The organism is Chryseobacterium endophyticum (assembly GCF_056333165.1).
On the sequence record NZ_JBWGXE010000005.1, the window covers coordinates 244,538 to 266,398 of the forward strand.

The window sequence follows — 21,861 nt, forward strand, 5'->3', positions numbered from 1 at the left end:
AAAGATGATTTAAAAGAGATACATGACTGGTACAAAAAAATTGATAAAAAGTTATGGAACCAATTTAAGGAAGAATTTCAATCAAAGATTAATTTTATTAAAGAAAATCCTTTGACTTTTGAAATTAAATATGACCGTCAAAGAATACTTTTCCTGAAAAATTTCCTTATGGGATTCATTTTACTTATGATGAAAAGGAAAATCGAATTGAAATATATTCAATCTTCCACACTTCTCGAAATCCAGAGCAGTGGAAAGACAGAAAATAAAATCCGAATTTCAGTAAGAAAATCGGATTTTTTATTTATAATTTGTTTAAAGTTACAGATTCTCCAGAATAAAATCCGTCATTTTCTGATACAGCTGCGGCCGGGTTTGTCCACCATAAATGCCGTGGTTTTTATCCGCATAGGCCATGAAATCAAACTGCTTCTTATTCTGAATCAAAGCTTCGGAAAACTCCATGGAATTCTGGAAATGCACGTTGTCGTCAGCCGTTCCGTGGATCAGGAGGAATTTACCTTTCAGTAAATTGGCGTATTCGGTAGGAGAGTTCTTATCATATCCGTCCGGGTTTTCCTGCGGCGTTCTCATGAATCTTTCCGTGTATACCGAGTCGTAATATCTCCAGTTGGTCACCGGTGCTACAGCGATTCCCATTTTGAAGACATCGGCTCCTTTGGTCATGGCAAGGCTCGTCATGTACCCTCCGAAGCTCCATCCGAACATCCCGATCCTGGTTTTATCGATGTAAGGCTGATTTCCGAACCATTTGGCAGCGGTAATCTGGTCTTCGATTTCGTATTTTCCAAGATCCATATAAGTCACTTTTTTGAATTTAGCGCCTTTATACCCTGTCCCGCGGCCGTCCACACAGGCTACGACATACCCTTTCTGGGCAAGCATTTCAAACCAGATCCCGTTTCCGTTGTCCCAGGAATTGGAAACCTGCTGGGAACCCGGTCCTGAATACTGGAACATGAACAGCGGATATTTTTTGTTTTTATCAAAATTTTTAGGTTTGATGATCCATGCGTTCATCTGGTCTCCGACAGCATTTGGAATGGTAATGAATTCTTTTTCCACAAAGCTGTCAGCTTTAAGTTTCTGAAGCTGCGCCTCGTTGTTCTGAAGCTCTTTTACCACTTTTCCGTTCCCGTCTTTCAGCACGAAAGTGTAAGGCTTGGCGGCGGTGGAAGAGGTTTCAATGAAGTAATTATAATTTTTGCTGAAATTGGCGGAGTTGTTACCTTCCGCATTGGAGATCAGCTGGGATTTTCCGTTTTCGATATTTACCTTAGAAACCACTTTATTGATGCTCCCTTTCTCTGTGGTCTGCACATAAATTTCCTTTGACTTCGGATTGTATCCGTAATAATCGGTTACTTCCCAATTGCCTTTCGTTACTTGCTTTTTCAGCCTGCCGTCCTTGTCATACCAGTACAAATGGCGGTTGCCGTCCCTTTCAGAAGCCCACAGGAAAGAATCGTCTTCCAGGAATTCCAGTGTAGGACTGTCGGTATCGATCCACTTTTCGTCGGTTTCGGTAAATAACTTCTGCACCGCTCCGGTTTTGGTATTTACTTTTAACACATCTGACGCATTTTGGATTCTTTCCGAAGTGATTAGGACAATCTCATCCGCTTTGGCGGTCTGGAATACATTCGGGATATAATAATTCTTAAAGGCTCTTAAATTCAGCGGCATCGTTTTCCCATTGTCCAGACGGTAGAGTTGGGCGGAAACCACCGAATTTTTTTCTCCGGCTTTCGGATACTTGTACCGCATTTCCGTAGGATAAAGGGTCTTTCCGTAAATCGGAATATAAATTTCAGGGACTTGGCTTTCGTCGGATTTTACGAAAACAATAGCATCCGAGTTTTTGGTCCATTCATATTGCCTTGCGTGTCCGAATTCCTCTTCATACACCCAATCTGCCAGGCCGTTCAGAATGGAATTTTTCTTTCCGTCTGTGGTAATCTGGGTAATTTTTCCGGTGTTCAGATCCTGGTAGAATAAATTATTGTCCGAAACAAAAGCAACCTTTGTCGCATCCGGGGAAAATCTCGGCTCTTGTACAGTATTCCCGTTATTCAGGCTCATTACTTTTCCGGACTTCAGGTCTTTTACCTCAAATTTACCCAAAAAAGAATGTCTGTAAATAGGCTGACTTTCTTTTAACAAAAGAATTTTAGATTCGTCATCCGAAAATTCATAGCTTTCAAACTGTCCGTCTACGATATTTCCTTCTTTCTGAGAGGTCTTATAGGAATATTTGGCGATGCCGCCCTGTTCGATCACCAGGTAATTTTCGCCGTTTTTCATGGAAGTGATCCCGGCGATACCTTTTCCGCGGTAATATCCTGAATATATTTTGTCTAAAGTGATTTCCTGAGCGGATAAACTCTGAAAAGCTGCCGCAATGGTAAATGTTATTAAGAATTTTTTCATTTCTAATTTTAAAGAATTCAAATATAATAATTTTATAAGTGTCGAAAAAAAGCATTTTGTAACAAGTTTTTGGCAAAAGAATTGAATATTGATAAGCATAATCAAATTATATAATAATTATGGAAACGAATGCTTTCAACCAAAAACTAAACCGATACGAACTGGACGACAGGATTGTATATACAGGTTTTTCAAGCTATAAAGATGCTGAGGAATGTGCAAGTAAAAAAAATGGAGAATTGGTAGAGGTAGGTTTTAAAGATGGGAATGACAATCCTGTAATCTGTAATGAAGCGAATCTATTAGAAAAAAAACTGCATTATTTTGTAGACGCCGGTGCCGAGTATAGATTCATTCACTCTTCCGATCCCGGGTTTAGAAAATATGCAGATGAGTTGCAGAAGATTAAAGCAAAACTTACCCAATCGCCTCCGGATGAGAGGTATATCGCTAATTTCGAAATAGAAAATACGGAAGACCCGATCGTGGTGATTAAAAATGATCATTTTGAGTCGGTCACTTCAAGAGAACGTTCAAAATACCTGAAACATGCTAAGGTATATGAGATCGGAGTTTCGATACCAAAATCTTAAAAATATAATATTATGAGCAAAACCAAATATTCAGAAAAAGCTCAGGAAAAAGTAGAGAAAGTGATGCACGAATTCAAGGAAGGTAAGCTGAAATCATCTTCCGGAGAAAAAGTGAAGAGCAGAAAACAGGCAGTAGCCATTGGTATTTCTGAAGCGAAAGAAGAAGGATTAAAAGTCCCTAAACAAAAAAAGAAATAAGATTAAATAAAAACGGCATGGAATTTTTCCATGCCGTTTTTATTTTTATCCTTTATAGTTATACATAATCTGATAATATTCATCCGCCATCCGGTCGCTGTTGAACTGGTCTTTTACGTCATTCATCGAATTGTACTGGATTTTTCTCCATTTATCCGGATGGTCGTAATAAGCGGGAATGATCTCGTTTTCAAGAATTTCATATAATTTGTTCATGTCGTAGTTATCCTGCTCATAGACACTCATATTCTGGTAATCGCCTTTAGGTACTACAAAAGAATTTTCTCCTTGTTTTGCAAATTCCGGGATCCAGCCGTCGTCGGTGGATAGATTCACGGATCCGTTCATAGCGGCAGTCATTCCGGAAGTTCCTGAAGCCTCTCTCGGGACTCTCGGGTTATTCAGCCAAAGGTCGGAACCCTGCTTCAGCGATTTGCTTAAAGAAAGTTCGTATCCGGTGAGTACGGCCATATTTTTATTGTTTTTACTCTCTTCTACCAGGTAATTGAAGACAGAGATTGCGGAGTAATCCATCGGGTAAGGTTTTCCTGCCCAGATGATCTGTACGGGATATTTAGGATGATTCAAAAGTCTGTAAAATCTTTCCTTATCCTGCAAAAGAAGGTCTGCGCGTTTATAACCCGCAAATCTTCTGGCCCATACGATCGTGAAAATATTTGGATTAAAAAGATTACCGGTCTGGTCGGCAACAATTTTAAAAAGTCTCTTTTTAAGGTGTTTTTTACGGTAATCAAAAACGGTTTCATCGTTTTCGTCTTTGGCATTGTATAACGGTTTGTCCGACCAGTATTTAAATTCCTGCGCATTGGTGATCGAAGTAATTTCGCAGATACCATCATATTTACTCCACATGGCTCTCGATACTTCACCGTGAAGCTGCGAAACGCCGTTTGCAATATGGGCCATTTTTAAAGCGCATAAAGAATGGTTGAAACGGTCGTCGCCGGAACCTTCGATTTTTTTCACATCATCCATGCTGAAACCTGAAAAATAAGACATTTCGTAACAGAGTCTCAGGCTGTGTTTTTCATTTCCTGCCTCCTCGGGAGTATGTGTTGTGAAAACCAGCTTTTCTTTTACCCTGTTCAGATTGCCGTTGTATTTTTTTAGTAAGTGGAATGCGGCAGGCAGCCCGTGCGCTTCGTTAAGGTGATAAATGTCTCTGTCCAGATTCATTTCATCCAGGAGCTTTGCGCCGCCTTTTCCTAAGAGGATATATTGGGCAAGTTTGGTCGATTCGTTGGCGTCGTACAGTTTATGACAGATGGTTTTAGAAACATGGTCATTTTCCGGAACATCCGTAGAAAGAAAAAACATGGGTGCCGTATGGAAGATTTCAGGATCCAGGTAATATACCTTTACCCAAACCGGAGCACTGTGGATCTCGATCTGGAATTTTATCCCGGTATCTTCCAGAAAGCTGTACATTTTTTTGGTCCACACAGGCTGTAGGGTCTGATCATGATTTCTGGCCTGGTCATAATATCCGAATTTCCAGAGAATGCCAATGCCCACCAGATCCTGTTTCAGATTATAGGCGCTTCTCATGTGAGATCCTGCCAAAAATCCGAGGCCTCCGGAATAGATCTTCAGAACCTGCTCCAGGGCAAATTCCATTGAAAAATAAGCTACTTTTTTAGAATATTTGGGATTGATGCCAAAAGGCATTGTAAAGTTTCTAAAATCCATGCATCACAGTTTTATATTTGAAAGATCAAAGGTATTAAATATGAAAGTAAACTATATGTTAATTATTGGATAATTATTTTTAAAAGAATAATTGTGACCGTTTTTTTATTTAACTTTAGAATATAAATTTTTGATAATCAAAACTTCATGACCTGGAAGCTGAAGTTTTATGTGTTCCATAACAAAAAATAATAAGCACATGAAAAAAGCATTTTCTGATGAAGATTTAATTAAGAATCTAAGCTTATATTACCTGAACCGGCATTTGAAGAAAAAGCCGATCGAGAAATATCATCGTACAATCGATGAATCTCCTCTTCATGACCGTGAAAAGTACAAGAAGAAGACAGAAATTCTGCTGCTCAACTCCTTTATGCATCATTTTCCTGAAGTTAAATTTGAAGATTTAACCTGCGAAAGCCCCGATTTCATCGCAAAATTCAACAACAAAAAGATCGGAATAGAGCTCACCGAAGTGATCAATCATCTTGAAATGAAAAAGATTGAGAGCAGCTTAAACAAAATTTTCCGTCAGGCAGAAATATTATTGGAACAGGAAGACACTACGAAATATCGTGGTGTTTATTTTTTAGAATTTCACTCAAATATCAGACCTGATACCCTGGAAAACCAACAGGAAATTATTCAGGATATCTATAAAAGCATCAGGCGCGGAAAACCAGTAGGCTGTGTGAAAAGTTTGAGAAAATCCTTTCACCGAAGAAATGTTTTTATTACCCACGAATATAATATGAGTCTTTTTGATGAGCTGTGTTCAGAAAAAATTCTTGAACTTATTCAGAAAAAGAACGAAAAATTCCCTTATTACGACACTTCAGTAGATGAATGCTGGCTGGTGATCGTATCGGATATGAATTCTATCGCTTCCCGCTACACCTTTATTCAGGATAAGGAACATCTGCATCAGGTTAAAAGCCCTTTCCATAAAATTTTTCATCTTGAGAATCTTTGCGGAAATATCACGAGTATAAAATAATTTATTGAGAATGTCTGATTATTATTTCATTTTTAATGAATTATTTTAAATAAATTCCAGATAATTGCTGTGAAATGGTTATATTTGAAATACTCTAAGTCATTACTAATCATAACCAAATTGAAAAGCATGAAGAAATATTTACTCCTGTTTTTAATTTTACTTTCGCGAACCCTTTATTCCCAGGCAGACTGCGCCACAGCACTCTCAGTATGCGGAAATTCAGACATTACTTATTCACCTTCGGGAATAGGTAATACCAATGAAAATTTAGGAGGGTGCCTTGTAAGCGGTGAACACAATTCGATATGGTACAAAATTACCATTGCAACCGGCGGTACGCTCACATTCAATCTGGTACCAAGCGATCAGGATGCCGATTACGACTGGGCGGTATATGGCCCCAATGCAACGTGCGGAAGCCTGGGTGCTCCCATCCGGTGTAATGCTGCCACTGTAATAGGGGTCGGTGCCTCTACCGGCCTTAATATGACCAGTACCATTACCAGTGCGGCAGGTGGCTCTACCACGCCTTACTGCAGGTATCTTGATGTTTTGCCGGGACAAACCTATTATTTGTATATAGACAACTGGGTTGATGTTTTCAATCCGATTACGGCTCCGTTTTCCCTTACCTGGGGCGGAACGGCGACCCTTGCTTCTCCGTTTACCAATCCTAATATTCAGACACAGCCGTTTACATCTCCGGGTGTTCCGGCAGCCAATCCGGCAGATCCGAGAGAGATTATTATCTGTCAGAATCCTGCCGTGTTTGATTTCAGTACGCTCTCAGCCGGTATTCTGAACGGAAACGCCAATTTTCAGATCAGCTATCATACGACACAGAATAATGCGCTTTCAGGTGCCAGTCCTATATTGACTCCACAGACCGTGAGTACGACGGCAACCTATTATTACAGTATTCATTACCAGGATCCCGCAGACCCTAACAATCCGATAAATTCCTGCAGGCAGGTCGGTGCGTTCAAATTTAAACAGGGAACCATCACAGGTAATAATGTTATGATTTACGGGTGCAACAATAATAATGCAGGAACCGCAACTTTCAATCTTACCGCAGCGGCAGTATTTTCAGATCCTAGTGCTGTAAAGCAGTATTACCATACTATGAGTGATCTTAATGCAGGGATCAACCCAATTACCAATGCTGATACATTTGTTTCTGCTGAGGGAGTGGTGTATGTGAAAATTACTTCTCAATACGGTTGTGTGGCAACTGCGCAGATCACCCTGAAATTCTATCCTCCGGTGGTTGTTACCGAAGCCACTTTAAGATCATGCTTTATTGAATCAAACCCTTCAACAGCTTTATTCAATCTTACCACGGCACCGGTGACCACCCAGACGGGAACGAAAAGCTATTATCCTTCTCTCACCGATGCAGAGAATAATACCAACATCATCCAGAATGCGAACAATCATATTTCGTCCAATGGAGCGGTCTTTATAAAAGTAACGAATGCCAATGGCTGCTACGCCATCGCTAAAGTCAGTCTGTTCGTCATTCCGCCGGTATACTCGGATGTTCTTAAAGATAAGACCATTTGTATGGAAGATAAAACCACACTTGATGCCGGGCCGGGTTTTGTGTCCTACGAGTGGAATACAGGGGCAACCACACAAACCCTGTCTAATGTTGGCGTTGGTGAATATTGGGTGAAGCTAAAAACCGGAACTTGTATTACCTTACAAAAGGTGACAGTATATGCTTCCGAACAACCGGTCATCTCGTCCGTTGATATCGCAAATACGACTGTAACAATCAATGCTACAGGGGGGAATGGCCCTTACCAGTATTCTACCGATGGTATTAGCTGGCAGGACTCTAATGTATTTACAAATATTCCGCGGGGTGATCATCGTATTTTCCTGAAAGATGCTTACGACTGTGAGCCGATTACAATCACCATCGTTGTTCCGAACCTGGTGAATGTCATCACTCCGAACGGTGATGGCGTGAATGATGTTATTGATTATTCTGCACTGGCCAACAAACAGAATCTCGTCTTTAATATTTTTGACAGATACGGAAATAAGGTCTTCCAGGCCGATAAACTCAGAGGTTATAAGTGGAATGGAACCATGGATGGTAAAAAAGTTCCTACCGGTACCTACTGGTATTCCATAACCTGGAATGAAAATGATAAGAAAAACACAGCCATCAAATATTCAGGCTGGGTCATGGTGAAAAACAGAGACTGATACATATAACTGCCGCGAAAGTGGCAGTTTTTTTATGGGAGATGTTGGGATTTATCATCGTCTGGGTAAAGAAGATCTTAACATAAATAGGAATGAGCTTCAGCTTATTTAAGGAAGATTTTTGTTTGGTAAAAAGAATTATTCTCTGCTTCAGAAGGTTTTTTGATGCATGATACTATGGTTGAGTGTAATTCTTTTGATATCAATTTAATTTAAATATTTTCAGCGATTATTTTCTTACATTAGATTTAAAATTTTCAGACATGAAAGATCTATTTATCAAGCGTTTTGAATATTACAAAATCTTAGGTGACAAGTCTTTTTCACAGCTTTCGGAAGAACAGCTTTTCTGGCAGTTTAATGAAGAAAGCAACTCGATCGCTATTATTGTGAAACATATTGCTGGAAATATGCTGTCAAGATGGACTGATTTTTTAACGGAAGATGGAGAAAAACCATGGCGTAACCGCGATGAAGAGTTTGTCAGTTCCTTTTCTACCAAAGATGAGGTTCTCGAATACTGGGAATCCGGCTGGAAATGTCTTTTCCAGGCGCTGGATCAGATCAATGAAGAGAATTTATATTCCGTTATTTACATCAGAAATGAAGCACATACCGTCTTGGATGCGGTGTTGCGCCAGCTCGCCCATTATCCTTATCATGTAGGACAGATCATTTATATTGCTAAAATGATTAAAAATGATGATTGGAAAACGCTTTCCATTGCAAGGAATAAATCGGAGGATTTTAATGTAGAAATGAAAAATATTTTCAGATAGCTTTGCGATGAACAATTTCAAAATACAAAAGGATAAAGGGATTGTTTCGGAAGAATTTTTAAACAAAAATATCGCAGATTTTGGTACTGCCTGTCAATATGTTTCCCTGCTGCCTTACAAACGGAATACCGATAAATATGACATTCTGTGTGTATTTAATGATGTCGGCGGTACCTGCAGTACAAAACATGCAGTACTGAGGAAGCTTGCCCTTGAACATGGCCATGCGGAAATAAAATTGATGCTGGGTATCTTTAAGATGGATGCAGTGTACGCCGGCAAGATTAAAGAGACACTGCAAAGGTTTAATCTCAAATACATTCCCGAAGCTCATAGTTATCTTAAAATTGAGGAAAAGTATTATGATTTTACACGCTCTGACTCCGATTATCATGATTTTAAAACCAAATTGTTCATTGAAAAGGAAATAGAATATGACCAAATCACCGAAGAGAAAATTTTGTTTCATAAAAACTTCCTTGAAGAATGGATTGTCACAGAGCATATTCCATATCGTTTAGACGAAATCTGGGATATCAGGGAATTATGTATTCGTGATTTGCAGAAAAAAGATGATTTTGAAATCCGAAATTCCTCACCTGTCTGCTATCAGAACAGTCCTGAGGTTCGGGATGAATTTAAACAATAGACTCAATCAATTTACCGTTTATATTAAATTGATTATCTTTGCACCCACAAAATTTACGATCAATAAATGTCTCAATTTCACAGAACTGCCGCATTTCATACCTTAGGCTGCAAATTAAATTTTGCAGAAACATCTACCATTGCCCGACAATTAACAGATGCAGGATATGAAAAGGTCAGCTTTGATGAAAAAGCAAATATCTATGTAATCAATACGTGTTCTGTGACGGAAAATGCCGATCGCGAATGTAAGCTTCATGTGAAAAGAGCCATGAAAGCTAATCCTGATGGGCTCGTCGTGATTGTCGGATGCTACGCCCAATTGAAGCCGGAAGAAATTTCTCAGATCGAAGGTGTTGATCTCGTCTTGGGCGCGAAGGAGAAATTCAATATTCTGAGTTACCTCGATGATCTGGAAAAATCCGAAAGCGAAGGCATCGTTCATTCCTGTGAGATCGAAGAAACGGATTTCTTCATAGGAAGCTATTCGATCGGTGACCGTACGAGAGCTTTTCTGAAGGTGCAGGATGGCTGCGATTACAAATGTACCTATTGCACGATTCCTTTGGCAAGAGGAATTTCACGTTCCGATACCATTGAGAATGTCCTTAAAAATGCCAGGGAAATTTCTCAGAAAGATATTAAAGAAATTGTTCTGACCGGAGTGAATATCGGTGATTATGGAAAAGGAGAATTCGGAAACAAAAGACACGAGCATACGTTTTTAGATTTAATTTCCGAACTTGATAAAGTTGAAGGAATCGAGAGGATCCGTATATCCTCGATCGAGCCGAACCTTCTGAAAGATGAAAGTATAGAACTGGTTTCCAGGAGCAGAAGCTTTGTTCCGCATTTTCACATCCCGTTACAATCCGGAAGCGATGAGCTTCTGAAAAAAATGAAGCGTCGTTATCTCACAAAATTATACAAAGACAGAGTAAATAAAATCCGCGAAGTAATGCCTGATGCGGCTATCGGTGTGGATGTCATTGTTGGCTTTCCGGGCGAAACGGAAGAACTGTTTATGGAAACGTATAATTTTCTGAACGAGCTTCCGATTACTTATCTGCACGTTTTCACTTATTCCGAAAGAGAAAATACGGAGGCCGCTGCGATGGAAAGTATTGTTCCTGTCCATGAAAGAAAAAAACGCAATAAAATGCTCAGAATTCTTTCCGAAAAGAAAAAGATGGCATTTTACCAGACTCAGATCGGGAAAACACTTCCGGTACTCTGGGAGCATGAAAACAAAGAAGGGAAAATGTTCGGTTTTACGGAGAATTATGTGAGGGTACAAAAAGATTTTGATGCCGCCTCTGTCAATCAGATTGAATTTCTGAACTTAGAAAAAATACTGTCAGATGGCACGGTTTCTGTGCAGTCTTCTTACGAAAGTTTTTTAGCCAAAGCTTAGGCTTTCTGCTAAATTTCCACTACATTTAGTATTTAACTTTAAATTTTACATTCATGAGAGATAAGTTTTTATCTTGGGGTATTGTATTGGTAATTGTGACATGGGTTGTGGCTTTACTGATCAGGGCGCATTACTGGATCCCTATTCTCCTTACCGCAATTTACGCATTGGGAGTGTATAATACCTATCAGACCAAACATGCCATTCTTAGAAATTTTCCTGTATTGGGCTATTTCAGGTATTTTTTTGAGAATATCTCACCGGAAATGCAGCAGTATTTTATCGAAAGAGAAACAGACGGCAAGCCATTTCCCAGAAATCAGCGGTCGGCAGTATACAGAAGGGCTAAAAATTTAAGTGATACAGTTGCTTTCGGTACTCAGCTGGAAGTTAACCACCGGAAATATGAAGGGATCAAGCATTCTATTTATGCCAAATCTCCGTCGGAAGAACTTCCCAGAGTCTGGGTGGGCGGCGAGCAATGCAGCCAGCCATATCATGCTTCTTTATTTAATATTTCTGCCATGAGTTTCGGTTCGTTGAGTGACAGGGCCCAGATTTCTCTCAACAGAGGTGCAAAAAAGGGAAATTTCTACCATAATACAGGAGAAGGAGGGATTTCGCCCTATCATCTCGAAGGAGGCGATCTTTGCTGGCAGATCGGAACGGGCTATTTTGGCTGTAGGGATGATGAAGGGAAATTCAATCCTGAACTTTTTACAAAATATTCCAATCTTCCGAATGTGAAGATGATTGAAATTAAACTTTCCCAAGGCGCAAAACCAGGGCACGGGGGTGTCTTGCCGGGCGTTAAAAATACGCCTGAGATCGCAAAAATCCGTCATGTAACCCCTGGGCTAACCATTGTATCACCACCTTCCCATTCGGCATTTTCCGATGCTCCGGGATTGTTAAGATTTGTACAGCAGTTGAGGGAACTTTCAGGAGGTAAGCCTGTTGGCTTTAAACTGTGTATTGGAGATACAAAAGAATTCGAAGATATCTGTGTCCAGATGAATGTGCTTAAAATTTATCCCGATTTTATAACCATCGATGGGGCAGAAGGCGGAACCGGAGCAGCACCTCCTGAGTTTTCAGACGGCGTGGGAATGCCACTGGAGCCGGCATTGATTTTTGTCAACAAGACTTTAAAAAATTATAACTTACGTAATAAACTGCGTGTAATTGCCAGCGGAAAAGTTTTGACGAGTCTGGATATTCTGAGAGCTGTTGCCATGGGAGCAGATATGTGTAATAATGCCAGGGGATTTATGTTCTCGTTAGGGTGTATTCAGGCATTACGGTGTAATTCAAATAATTGTCCGACCGGTGTTGCGACTCAGGATAAGATGCTTATTAAAGGTTTGAATGTTACCGATAAAGCCGAGCGGGTTTATCACTTTCATAAGAATACGCTTCACACTTGTAATGAGCTTATTGCGGCGGCAGGAAGAAGTACTTATGAAGAGGTAGATGCCAGCATGTTCATGAGAGGTGATGAATTCGATCATCTTTCGGATCTTTATTTTCCGGATATTTTAGGAAATGTAAAAAGTACATCTGGTTTTTAGGCATAAAAAAACGCTTCATTTCGAAGCGTTTTTTTATTTATTGATCACTGACCGGCCTTACATTAGCCTTGTAGATTTCAAAATTAAATACAAAACAATTGTTCTGAAGAGAATATCCGGTGTAGTTATAATGGGCATCTCTGGCAAAGGCGGCTCTTGATGGCACTAAAATCACACCTTGCAGATTATAGGCTGATTCATCTGTTTTGTCAGCAAATCCTTTGAAGTATTTTAAACCTTCCTGAAGTCCTTCAATTTCATAATAGCTTCTTTGTTTAGCTGCATCAGAATTATTAGGATTGTCTAAGACAGCTTTTTTTGCATAATAAAATAACGGATCGGTCATAGGAGATGTTGAACCGTCAATGGTATTTAAAAGACTACCAGGGCTACCGAGAGCAACGATTCCGTCAGTGTTTGTTGCCAGATAGTAGTAGGCTCTCATCATGGTTCTGATCTGGGTAGCATTGGTTGCGGTAGGATTGGTTTCCAGGGTTACTCCCGGCGAAGGCTGAGCACCGTTTCTTATGATGTAGACAACCCCCGAAGGCAATGTTACAGGGTTGAGCTCAGAAAGTTTCTTTTGATTGTCATCAGAAGTGTCTGTCGAACTGAAGGCTTTTATATTTCCTTGGCTGTCCAGGTAATTGTCATTCAGGAATTTCTGGATCGCCTGATCATCGTATGAGTTTCTTACTGCGATGTCTTCAGGCTCTACAAAAGTGTCAGTGTCATCATCCCTTTTACAAGCAGAAAAACACAGTGATCCCGCAAGGATATATAAAAATATTTTTTTCATTTCAAAAACTTTGATTACTTTACAAATAATATAACGGCAAAAGTATAAAAAATTATGAGAATAGATAAATTTTTATGGAGCATTCGTTTTTATAAGACCAGAACCATTGCTACTGAGGAAATTAAAAAAAACAGGGTTTCTATCGGGGATTCGGTGGTGAAGTCTTCTAAAGAGGTAAAAGAGGGCGATGTGATTAAGATCCGTAAAAATCAGATTGACTATAAAATCAAGGTGATCCAGATCCCTAAAAGCAGGATAGGCGCAAAACTGGTTCCGCTCCATATCAAAGATGTTACCGATAAAGAACAGTATGAACTTCTGAAAATGCGTAAAATGTCTCAGGATTATTACAGGATCAAAGGAGAGGGGCGACCTACGAAAAAAGACAGAAGGGAGATGGACGAGTATGTCGATAACGATATTGCTTCAGACTTTACCGACTGGGACGATTTTTTTGGAGAAAAAGGTGACGATGCTTCCGAAGAAGATTAAAAAGATAAAGCTCTAATGATAGAGCTTTCCTATTATTTCAGTAACGATTTCTTCAGGCTCTCTGTTGTCAGTAATAACATGAAACTGTGCCTTACTGTAGAACACATTTCTCTCGAAAAGATGTTTTGCGATGAATTCCGGCAGATCATCATCGGCGATATTGGCAATCAGAGGGCGCTTTTCTTTCTGTTTTGAAAGTCTTCCGGATAAAGTTCCCACCGAAGCTCTCAAAAAAATGCTTTTCGAATTACTATTGATGATCTCCATATTATTGTAATAAGCCGGAGTGCCTCCGCCCAGGCTTAATATTACATTTTCTTCGGAAGCCAGAATTTCTTCGAGTGTCTCCCGTTCAAGCTTTCTAAAGTGAATTTCTCCCTTTTTTTCGAATATTTCGGGAATGGTTAATTTATTTCGCTTAGAGATCTCTTTATCGAGGTCAATAAGCTTGAAATTGAGTTTTTCGCTTAATATTTTGGAAATGTGAGATTTGCCACTTCCCATGTATCCGACCAGTGAAATTATCATGAATTTTTTTTAAACAAATTTGCAAAAAAGTTTTGAGAAATAAAAAAAAGCTATATCTTTGCACCACTTAAAACAAGGGACATTACTCAAATGAAAACTTGATAATAATGTGGCCGACTCGGTAGCTCAGCTGGTAGAGCAATACACTTTTAATGTATGGGTCCTGGGTTCGAATCCCAGCCGGGTCACAAGCAAAAAGATTACTGGATTTTGTAATTTTTACGCCTGCGTGGTGAAATTGGTAGACACGCCATCTTGAGGGGGTGGTTTCCTAAGGATGTGCTGGTTCGAGTCCAGTCGCAGGCACAATGCAGAAAATTGAAATAGTTAATAGTGAGAATAAAAATTTTATTTATATTTATCATTATTAATTGTGGCCGACTCGGTAGCTCAGCTGGTAGAGCAATACACTTTTAATGTATGGGTCCTGGGTTCGAATCCCAGCCGGGTCACAAGTTTACTGAAAAGTAAATTTTTTTCATATTAATATTTTGTGATTTGGTGTTTCAAAGGCTTCTCTCAAGAAGCCTTTGATTTTTTATGGTCCGGTCAAAAAATATGCGTCACCAAAGCAACGCATTTCTGTATTTTATAAAGGATCAAAAAAGATTTAATCCAAATGCATATTGTCAATAAGTCTTATTCCGTCTACAACCACGACAATAAATGCCCTGAAATTTCTGTCTTTATAGAAAAAATCAGTTTCCTTCAACGATTCTTCATCGGCAATTAAGAAATATTCAAGCTGCATTCCTCTTTGATGGTCAAAGATATCCTGTACCCTTTGCTTGATTTCGGAAATCGTGAGAACGCGGAACCATTCATTTACCTTTTTTAATGTTTCATAAATGATTTTTGAAGCTTCGCGCCTGTCTTCATCAAGTCTTTGGTTTCTTGAGCTTAATGCCAATCCGTTTTCTGCTCTGTAGATCGGTACCCCTTTTATTTTTACCGGAAGTTTTTTCTTTTCAACCATTTTCCGGATAATAGCCAGCTGCTGAAAATCTTTTTCACCGAAATAAGCGTTGTCGGGCTTTACCTGAATAAAAAGTTCTTCTACCACTGTTCCCACTCCGTCAAAATGCCCGGGCCGGGATTTTCCTTCCATTTCATTCTCAAGACCGTCAAAGTCATAATGCTTACTTTCTGTTTTCTCAGGATATATGTCAGCGACTTCCGGGATATAAACCGCATCTACCAATCCGGATTTTTCAAGAATTAAAAGATCTCTGTTGATGTCCCGGGGGTATTTTTCAAGATCTTCAGGATTATTGAATTGAGTAGGATTAACAAAAATTGATGATACGACTAAATCGTTTTCTTCTTTTGCCTTTTTGTAAAGCGATAAATGGCCATTATGCAGCGCTCCCATAGTAGGGGCGAAACCTATCTTTTTGCCCATTTCTTTCTGTCTTTCAATGAAATCCTGAAGAATTTTCCTGCTTTTTAAAACTTCCATAGTTTATATTAATAGTAATTCAAAAATACTAAAAATATCATAGAGTAATGATATGATTAAAGGTTGTTTTAGCATTTTGAGGCAGCCGTTTATCGTAAAAAAATGTTAATTAAACTAATGTTGAATGTTTTTTCGTAATTTTGCGCATTAAAGCATTTTTACAAAAATTAGATAGAAGTTTATGCCGAATCAAAAAATACTGTACATTACTACAGAGATGTATCCATATCAGGAAGATACAAATATGGCTGCAGTGGTAAACAAAATGGCACTTAAGATGCACAATGAAGGCAATGATGTAAGAGTTTTTATGCCAAGATTTGGACAAATAAGTGAAAGGAAATTCCAGCTTCATGAAGTGATCCGCCTGTCGGGAATGAATATCATTATTAATGATCTTGATCAGCCTCTCATCATTAAAGTAGCGTCTCTTCCGGGGGAAAGACTTCAGGTCTACTTTATTGATAATGAAGAATATTTCAAAAGAAAACAATATTATTTTGATGATGAAGGAAATCCTTTTGATGACAATGATGAAAGAGCTATTTTCTTTGCCAGAGGTGTCATTGAAACCATCAAGAAGCTGAACTGGGTTCCCGATGTCATTCATCTGAACGGATGGATGTCTTCTTTCGTTCCTATTTATCTTAAAACGTACTACGAATCAGATACCTATTTTAAAGATGCTAAAATCGTCCTTTCTCTATATAATGAAAAGGATGCAGCTTTAGCTTCAAATATTGATGAGAAACTGAAATTTGATAATATTTCGGAATTAAAAGCGTTAAATAACCCAAGTGTAAAAACTTTCGTTATAGAAAGTATGGACTATGTGGATATGGTCGTAAAGGGCGATGAATTCCTGGATGAAGACCTTGATAAGGCTTTTAACGAAACATCCACTCCGAAATCGGAATATCTTGACGTAGATTCTATTAATCAACTTTATTAAAAAACACATTTTTAATGATTCATACTATTAAAAAGACAATCACAGCAGTTTGCCTGATGATTTTGGGAGGTATATTGCTTCATAACTGTGAGCCGGATCCGGATAGCCTGGGAGAACAGTTATTTCTGAACGGCGAAGCGCAGGGTACAGAAAAAGCCTATGAGGTTACTGCTTTTAATATTGATAATAACGATACCATCCGAACCGATGCCGCTAAACTTACATACGGCGTACTGGGTGCTTTCAACGAAAGCCAGTTCGGAATGCAGAAAGCGTCTTACTTAACGCAGGTAAAATTATCAACCTACGATCCCGATTTCGGAACGAATGCCGTGGTGGATTCTGTCGTTTTGGTCTTAAAACCGAGATTCGCCAGCGATTCGGTGACTACCAATACGGTTGATGATAATTTTACATATACGACCGCCGCGGACGGTGCCGTAAATGCCAAGAAAGTAGTAAATACTTATCCTGCATTGAAATTTGGCAAAGCTAAAAGAAATTTAACGCTAAAAGTAAATGAAGTATATACATTCTTGAAAGCTGCTTCCGATACCGTGAAGTCCAATGAGATTTATGATATTAATCAGACTGTCCTCGGTTCAAAAGTATTTAACGGATATGTAAGTTCTATAGCTATTACAAAAGATGACGGAGGAACAGCTCTATTCACCGCTTCAACACCAGGGATCAGAATTCCATTGGATAAGCAGTTTTTCCAGGATAAAATTATTGCTAAAAAAGATCAGCCTGAACTTTCGGATGCTTCAAATTTTACGAGGTATTTCAGAGGCCTAAGGATTTCTGTAGATGAATCTGATGGGTATTTATTCCAGTTTTCTCCTAATGATATGGAGATGATCATGTATTATAAATATGATAAAACGGAAAATAACACAACTACAAGAACACAAACTTCTTACGCCTTTTCTTTAGGTTCAGGAAATGCGCATATCGGTCAATACCAATATCAAAGAGATAACTCGTTTAAAAGTAAACTTGCTGGTAGTACTCGTCTTTACGCTCAAGGGATGGGAGGTCCTTCCATAGGGATTAAAATTCCGGAATCAACCATTAATTCTCTTACAGATTTGTATCAGAATAAAAAGGCAGGTATCATCAGTGCTAAAATAAGATTGTACATTGATCCTGACTGGTATAACACGAATTATCCAAAACCTTCTGAATTTACTTTACTGCGTAAGTATGTAGATCCAAGCACTTCAGGCCCTACAAAGGTGAGAGCAAGCTTTACAAATGATTTGATAAAACTTGCAGGAATTCCTGGATTTACAATCTTTAAAGCTTACGATAATGGCGCGGATAAGACCTATTATGATTTTTCAGTGACCCAATCAATAAAAGAACTGATTGAGCCAGGCAGTAAGTTGGAAACTGATAAAACAGAAACTAAATATTTTAAAATAGATTTGGGCAGCTTCCAAAATAGCGCAGACGGAACGAGTCTGGCGGGATACAAATTTACAACTACCCCTTATAACACCACCAGAGCGGTTTTCATTGGTGATGCTTCAAATATCAACAACCCTAACAGGGTTCAACTTATTGTCACCTACGGGACTAAATAAAACTTAAAACACTCAAAACACTTAACACTTGATATAATTATGTGCGGAATCGTTGGATATACAGGCTTTCAGGATGCCTATGAAATAGTAATTAATGGTCTTAGAAGACTAGAATACAGAGGGTACGACAGTGCCGGGATTGTTCTTGAAGATGGGAACAACAAACTGGAAGTTGAAAAAACAAAAGGCAAAGTAGAAGATCTTGTCAATATTTCCAGTCAGCTGAAAGGCAAAGCCAAAATTGGTATGGGACATACCCGTTGGGCAACCCACGGAGTTCCAAGCGACAGAAATTCTCATCCCCACTTATCTAATAATGGTAAGCTGGCGATCATCCACAATGGTATTATTGAAAATTATGATACGATTAAAACGATGCTTACGGAGAAAGGATTTACTTTTAAATCTGAAACGGATACCGAAGTATTGGTGAATCTTATCCAGTATTTTATGGATCTTAATGCCGAGACTGATTTTCCTACTGCAGTACGATATGCTTTAAACGAAGTATACGGAGCGTATGCTATTACAGTAATGCACGAAGAATATCCTGGCGTATTGGTCGTAGGAAGGTTAGGATCTCCTCTGGCCATAGGAATTGGGGATAAAGAATACTTTATCGCTTCCGATGCTTCTCCTTTCGTAGAATTCACAAAAGAAGCAATTTATCTGGAAGAAGGACATATGGCAACGATTTCACTCGAAAACGGAGTCGATATCAGAACCATAACCGAAAACTCCAAAATCGTACCTGAAATCCAGAAGCTTAAGTTAAGCTTAGAGCAGATCGAAAAAAGTGGATATGAGCATTTCATGCTTAAAGAAATTTTTGAACAACCGAAGTCTGTTCACGATACGATGAGAGGAAGATTATTGGTAGATGAAGGGGTTATTAAAATGGCCGGAATCTGGGACTACATCGAAAAATTCAAAAATGCGAACAGGATTATCATTATTGCATGTGGAACATCATGGCATGCCGGACTTATCGGTGAATACCTGATCGAAGAATATGCAAGAATTCCTGTGGAAGTAGAATATGCTTCTGAGTTCAGATACAGAAATCCGATCGTTACGGATAAAGATGTTGTGATTGCAATTTCGCAGTCCGGAGAAACGGCTGACACAATGGCCGCTTTGAAGCTGGCTAAAGAAAAGGGAGCATTTATTTACGGTATCTGTAACGTTGTAGATTCATCCATTGCGAGAATTACCGATGCGGGATCATATACACATGCAGGTCCTGAAATAGGGGTGGCGTCAACGAAAGCTTTTACTGCACAGCTTACCATCCTAACTTTAATTGCATTTAAATTAGGTAAGCATAACGGAAATTTAGGAAATGCAGATTTCATGAGCTTGATCGCCGAATTGGAGGCTATTCCTAAAAAAATCGAAGATGTATTAAATTCCACCCATGAGCTGGTACAAGAGATTGCCAAAGACTTCATACAGGCAACGAACTTCTTATACCTGGGAAGAGGGTATAACTATCCGGCAGCTTTGGAAGGTGCTTTAAAACTTAAAGAAATTTCATACATCCATGCAGAAGGATATCCTGCAGCTGAAATGAAGCATGGTCCGATTGCTCTTATCGATGAAAACATGCCCATCGTAATCATCGCGCCGAAGAAAGGACACTATGATAAGATTGTAAGTAATGTTCAGGAAATCAAAGCCAGAAAAGGAAAAGTAATAGCTGTTGTAAACAGAGGAGATACGCAGGTAAGTGAAATGGCAGATTATGTTATTGAAATTCCGGAAACCTCAGAATGTTTCTCTCCGATCGTAGCATCAGTGCCGCTACAGCTACTGGCATATTATATCGCAGTATACAGAGGTGCTAATGTTGATCAGCCGAGAAACCTTGCAAAATCTGTAACTGTGGAATAAAAAATACTTGTAAATAAAATAAATTTAGATTTCTTTCGTTATTTCAAAAAAAATCTTAAAAGTTTCTTAAAAAAATTATATATTTACGGCTTAATTATAAAAATTAACATGAAAAGGATATTTCTTTTATTATTGTCTGCGTCAGTAGCGTCGGTATCTTGTTCAGGTGGTGGTACTTCTTCTGTAGGGAAACCAGGAACAAAAGGAGAGTTGATACCAAGAGAAAAAACAAAATCATTTGTTGCAGAAAGACCATACGGCATGGTTGCAATTCCTGCAGGATCGTTTGTTGCGGGGCTTACTGATCAGGATTTTACAGACAGTCCTGAAAAAGCTCAGGCTAAAACCGTTACTGTTTCTTCCTTCTTTATGGACGAAGCGGAAACTACCAATGCTGAGTACAGAGTATTTATCAATTATGTAAGAGATTCTATTGCAAGAACCCTGCTTGCTGAAGCTGCCGGAGAAGGTGGTGAAGGTAAAGGAAGAGGAACAAGCATAGGAGATTACGCATACCTTGCTCAAAAAGAAGAAAACTTAACACCATATCAGGAATATTTAGAAGCACAGGGAGGAGGAGATGAAAGCTCTTTTGATCCTACCAAAAAAATTGACTGGAAAGTTCCATTGCATTGGAATACGACCAAGTATCCGGACGTAGAATATGCAGAAGTTCTTGAGTCAATGTATTTACCTGCTTCTTCAAGAATTGGTAATGAAAGAATCCTTGATGTTAGTAAACTTAAATACACTTACCGATGGGGAGATATGGATGTCGCTCTTGCTGAAAAAGAAAGAGGGGTAAACTACCTTAGAAGTGAGAGTATTGCTATTTATCCCGATACCACGGTTTGGGTTAAAGATTTCCACTTTGCTTATAATGAGCCTTTATTTGAACAATATTTCTGGCATAAAGCTTACAAAGATTATCCTGTAGTAGGGGTGACTTGGGATCAGGCCAGAGCTTATTGTAACTTCAGATCGAAATTGAAATCTGATTATAACGAAAGTTTAAAAAGAAAAAAACAAAGACCATTGCAGTTCAGACTTCCAACGGAAATCGAATGGGAATTTGCTGCAAGAGGCGGAATGGAAAATGCCACTTATCCTTGGGGTGGTCCTTACCTAATGGACGACAGAGGTTGCTACCTTGCCAACTTCAAACCTAAGAGAGGTGATTACATGGAAGACAATAAAAAAGGTACTTACACATATACTGCTCCGGTAAAGAAATTTAAGAAAAATGGGTATGGATTGTATGATATGGCTGGAAACGTTTCTGAGTGGACATTATCTTCTTACGATAACTCTTCATACGGATTCTCATCTACTTTAAATCCATCTACTAAAGACTTGGCTGATAGTAAAAAATCAGTGAGAGGTGGTTCGTGGAAAGATGTAGGATATATGCTGATGACTGGTGCCAGAGACTGGGAAAGAAAAGATTCAGCAAGAAGCTATATCGGATTCAGAACTGTACAGGACATTCCTGAAGCTGCTGTTAAGCCAAGAAAAGTTAACAGATAATTCATCAAACCCTTATTTTTCAATATTTTTTATTTAAC

18 protein-coding genes and 3 tRNA genes are annotated in these 21,861 nt (G+C 38.9%); 16 read left to right on the forward strand and 5 right to left on the reverse strand.

Annotated elements, in window-relative coordinates; translation table 11 throughout:
• Positions 1 to 321: 321 nt before the first annotated feature.
• Complete coding sequence (locus tag AC0N32_RS13465; protein ID WP_476394369.1) at positions 322 to 2,451, reverse strand: S9 family peptidase; 2,130 nt, start codon at positions 2,449 to 2,451, stop codon at positions 322 to 324.
• 119 nt (positions 2,452 to 2,570) lie between these two features.
• Here AC0N32_RS13465 and AC0N32_RS13470 point away from each other — a divergent pair, with 119 nt between their 5' ends.
• Together AC0N32_RS13470 and AC0N32_RS13475 are read left to right on the forward strand one after the other, a co-directional pair.
• Positions 2,571 to 3,044: a hypothetical protein gene (locus AC0N32_RS13470; RefSeq protein ID WP_476394370.1), complete on the forward strand. Its 474-nt coding sequence runs from the start codon at positions 2,571 to 2,573 to the stop codon at positions 3,042 to 3,044.
• A gap of 12 nt (positions 3,045 to 3,056) precedes the next feature.
• The gene (locus AC0N32_RS13475) at positions 3,057 to 3,242 is read left to right on the forward strand and encodes a DUF6496 domain-containing protein (protein WP_476394371.1); all 186 of its coding nucleotides are present in this window, start codon (positions 3,057 to 3,059) and stop codon (positions 3,240 to 3,242) included.
• Between the two features lie 45 nt (positions 3,243 to 3,287).
• On the opposite strand, the gene glgP is transcribed toward AC0N32_RS13475, so the two are convergent.
• Positions 3,288 to 4,952 (reverse strand): alpha-glucan family phosphorylase, encoded by a 1,665-nt coding sequence (gene glgP, locus AC0N32_RS13480; protein ID WP_476394372.1) that lies wholly within the window; start codon positions 4,950 to 4,952, stop codon positions 3,288 to 3,290.
• 199 nt (positions 4,953 to 5,151) lie between these two features.
• Between glgP and AC0N32_RS13485 the strand changes: the two genes are divergently transcribed.
• From AC0N32_RS13485 to AC0N32_RS13510, 6 genes are all read left to right on the forward strand, one after another.
• Positions 5,152 to 5,949, forward strand: coding sequence for a hypothetical protein (locus AC0N32_RS13485; RefSeq protein WP_476394373.1), 798 nt, complete (start codon positions 5,152 to 5,154; stop codon positions 5,947 to 5,949).
• Positions 5,950 to 6,078: 129 nt separating this feature from the next.
• The gene (locus tag AC0N32_RS13490) at positions 6,079 to 8,172 is read left to right on the forward strand and encodes a gliding motility-associated C-terminal domain-containing protein (RefSeq protein WP_476394374.1); all 2,094 of its coding nucleotides are present in this window, start codon (positions 6,079 to 6,081) and stop codon (positions 8,170 to 8,172) included.
• Positions 8,173 to 8,435: 263 nt separating this feature from the next.
• Positions 8,436 to 8,951 (forward strand): DUF1572 domain-containing protein, encoded by a 516-nt coding sequence (locus AC0N32_RS13495; protein WP_476394375.1) that lies wholly within the window; start codon positions 8,436 to 8,438, stop codon positions 8,949 to 8,951.
• A 7-nt stretch (positions 8,952 to 8,958) separates the two neighbouring features.
• Positions 8,959 to 9,600, forward strand: coding sequence for a hypothetical protein (locus tag AC0N32_RS13500; protein WP_476394376.1), 642 nt, complete (start codon positions 8,959 to 8,961; stop codon positions 9,598 to 9,600).
• 66 nt (positions 9,601 to 9,666) lie between these two features.
• Positions 9,667 to 11,013, forward strand: coding sequence for a tRNA (N(6)-L-threonylcarbamoyladenosine(37)-C(2))-methylthiotransferase MtaB (gene mtaB / locus AC0N32_RS13505; RefSeq protein ID WP_476394377.1), 1,347 nt, complete (start codon positions 9,667 to 9,669; stop codon positions 11,011 to 11,013).
• 53 nt (positions 11,014 to 11,066) lie between these two features.
• The gene (locus AC0N32_RS13510; protein ID WP_476394378.1) at positions 11,067 to 12,584 is read left to right on the forward strand and encodes an FMN-binding glutamate synthase family protein; all 1,518 of its coding nucleotides are present in this window, start codon (positions 11,067 to 11,069) and stop codon (positions 12,582 to 12,584) included.
• A 37-nt stretch (positions 12,585 to 12,621) separates the two neighbouring features.
• Here the strand turns inward: AC0N32_RS13510 and AC0N32_RS13515 are convergent, their stop codons facing one another.
• The gene (locus AC0N32_RS13515; protein ID WP_476394379.1) at positions 12,622 to 13,383 is read right to left on the reverse strand and encodes a hypothetical protein; all 762 of its coding nucleotides are present in this window, start codon (positions 13,381 to 13,383) and stop codon (positions 12,622 to 12,624) included.
• A 54-nt stretch (positions 13,384 to 13,437) separates the two neighbouring features.
• Here AC0N32_RS13515 and AC0N32_RS13520 point away from each other — a divergent pair, with 54 nt between their 5' ends.
• The gene (locus AC0N32_RS13520; RefSeq protein ID WP_476394380.1) at positions 13,438 to 13,875 is read left to right on the forward strand and encodes an RNA-binding S4 domain-containing protein; all 438 of its coding nucleotides are present in this window, start codon (positions 13,438 to 13,440) and stop codon (positions 13,873 to 13,875) included.
• A 12-nt stretch (positions 13,876 to 13,887) separates the two neighbouring features.
• On the opposite strand, the gene AC0N32_RS13525 is transcribed toward AC0N32_RS13520, so the two are convergent.
• Positions 13,888 to 14,403, reverse strand: coding sequence for a shikimate kinase (locus AC0N32_RS13525; RefSeq protein WP_476394381.1), 516 nt, complete (start codon positions 14,401 to 14,403; stop codon positions 13,888 to 13,890).
• 115 nt (positions 14,404 to 14,518) lie between these two features.
• Between AC0N32_RS13525 and AC0N32_RS13530 the strand changes: the two genes are divergently transcribed.
• The 3 genes from AC0N32_RS13530 (at position 14,519) to AC0N32_RS13540 (ending at position 14,855) form a co-directional block, all read left to right on the forward strand.
• Positions 14,519 to 14,591 (forward strand) — tRNA-Lys (locus tag AC0N32_RS13530).
• 35 nt (positions 14,592 to 14,626) lie between these two features.
• Positions 14,627 to 14,709: transfer RNA gene (locus AC0N32_RS13535), tRNA-Leu, on the forward strand.
• Positions 14,710 to 14,782: 73 nt separating this feature from the next.
• A tRNA-Lys gene (locus AC0N32_RS13540) sits at positions 14,783 to 14,855 on the forward strand.
• 158 nt (positions 14,856 to 15,013) lie between these two features.
• Here the strand turns inward: AC0N32_RS13540 and panC are convergent.
• Positions 15,014 to 15,862 carry a pantoate--beta-alanine ligase gene (gene panC, locus AC0N32_RS13545; protein WP_476394382.1) on the reverse strand — a complete coding sequence of 283 codons (849 nt, stop codon included), beginning with the start codon at positions 15,860 to 15,862 and terminating at the stop codon, positions 15,014 to 15,016.
• Positions 15,863 to 16,043: 181 nt separating this feature from the next.
• On the opposite strand from panC, the gene AC0N32_RS13550 reads away from it, so the two are divergent.
• From AC0N32_RS13550 to porK, 4 genes are all read left to right on the forward strand, one after another.
• Entirely contained in the window at positions 16,044 to 16,814 is a 771-nt protein-coding gene (locus AC0N32_RS13550; protein WP_476394383.1) for a glycogen/starch synthase, read from the forward strand.
• A 14-nt stretch (positions 16,815 to 16,828) separates the two neighbouring features.
• Positions 16,829 to 18,403, forward strand: coding sequence for a DUF4270 family protein (locus AC0N32_RS13555; RefSeq protein WP_476394384.1), 1,575 nt, complete (start codon positions 16,829 to 16,831; stop codon positions 18,401 to 18,403).
• A gap of 39 nt (positions 18,404 to 18,442) precedes the next feature.
• Complete coding sequence (gene glmS, locus AC0N32_RS13560) at positions 18,443 to 20,296, forward strand: glutamine--fructose-6-phosphate transaminase (isomerizing) (protein WP_476394385.1); 1,854 nt, start codon at positions 18,443 to 18,445, stop codon at positions 20,294 to 20,296.
• A 108-nt stretch (positions 20,297 to 20,404) separates the two neighbouring features.
• Positions 20,405 to 21,823, forward strand: a complete 1,419-nt coding sequence (gene porK / locus AC0N32_RS13565) for a T9SS ring complex lipoprotein PorK/GldK (protein WP_476394386.1) — start codon at positions 20,405 to 20,407, stop codon at positions 21,821 to 21,823.
• The last annotated feature ends 38 nt before the right edge of the window (positions 21,824 to 21,861 follow it).

What these genes read in the sequence shown, in the direction of transcription:
- AC0N32_RS13465 (WP_476394369.1), bottom strand. Translation starts at nt 2,451, where the DNA reads ATGAAAAAATTCTTAATAACATTTACCATTGCGGCAGCTTTTCAGAGT.
- AC0N32_RS13470 (WP_476394370.1), top strand. Translation starts at nt 2,571, where the DNA reads ATGGAAACGAATGCTTTCAACCAAAAACTAAACCGATACGAACTGGAC.
- AC0N32_RS13475 (WP_476394371.1), top strand. Translation starts at nt 3,057, where the DNA reads ATGAGCAAAACCAAATATTCAGAAAAAGCTCAGGAAAAAGTAGAGAAA.
- glgP (WP_476394372.1), bottom strand. Translation starts at nt 4,952, where the DNA reads ATGGATTTTAGAAACTTTACAATGCCTTTTGGCATCAATCCCAAATAT.
- AC0N32_RS13485 (WP_476394373.1), top strand. Translation starts at nt 5,152, where the DNA reads ATGAAAAAAGCATTTTCTGATGAAGATTTAATTAAGAATCTAAGCTTA.
- AC0N32_RS13490 (WP_476394374.1), top strand. Translation starts at nt 6,079, where the DNA reads ATGAAGAAATATTTACTCCTGTTTTTAATTTTACTTTCGCGAACCCTT.
- AC0N32_RS13495 (WP_476394375.1), top strand. Translation starts at nt 8,436, where the DNA reads ATGAAAGATCTATTTATCAAGCGTTTTGAATATTACAAAATCTTAGGT.
- AC0N32_RS13500 (WP_476394376.1), top strand. Translation starts at nt 8,959, where the DNA reads ATGAACAATTTCAAAATACAAAAGGATAAAGGGATTGTTTCGGAAGAA.
- mtaB (WP_476394377.1), top strand. Translation starts at nt 9,667, where the DNA reads ATGTCTCAATTTCACAGAACTGCCGCATTTCATACCTTAGGCTGCAAA.
- AC0N32_RS13510 (WP_476394378.1), top strand. Translation starts at nt 11,067, where the DNA reads ATGAGAGATAAGTTTTTATCTTGGGGTATTGTATTGGTAATTGTGACA.
- AC0N32_RS13515 (WP_476394379.1), bottom strand. Translation starts at nt 13,383, where the DNA reads ATGAAAAAAATATTTTTATATATCCTTGCGGGATCACTGTGTTTTTCT.
- AC0N32_RS13520 (WP_476394380.1), top strand. Translation starts at nt 13,438, where the DNA reads ATGAGAATAGATAAATTTTTATGGAGCATTCGTTTTTATAAGACCAGA.
- AC0N32_RS13525 (WP_476394381.1), bottom strand. Translation starts at nt 14,403, where the DNA reads ATGATAATTTCACTGGTCGGATACATGGGAAGTGGCAAATCTCACATT.
- panC (WP_476394382.1), bottom strand. Translation starts at nt 15,862, where the DNA reads ATGGAAGTTTTAAAAAGCAGGAAAATTCTTCAGGATTTCATTGAAAGA.
- AC0N32_RS13550 (WP_476394383.1), top strand. Translation starts at nt 16,044, where the DNA reads ATGCCGAATCAAAAAATACTGTACATTACTACAGAGATGTATCCATAT.
- AC0N32_RS13555 (WP_476394384.1), top strand. Translation starts at nt 16,829, where the DNA reads ATGATTCATACTATTAAAAAGACAATCACAGCAGTTTGCCTGATGATT.
- glmS (WP_476394385.1), top strand. Translation starts at nt 18,443, where the DNA reads ATGTGCGGAATCGTTGGATATACAGGCTTTCAGGATGCCTATGAAATA.
- porK (WP_476394386.1), top strand. Translation starts at nt 20,405, where the DNA reads ATGAAAAGGATATTTCTTTTATTATTGTCTGCGTCAGTAGCGTCGGTA.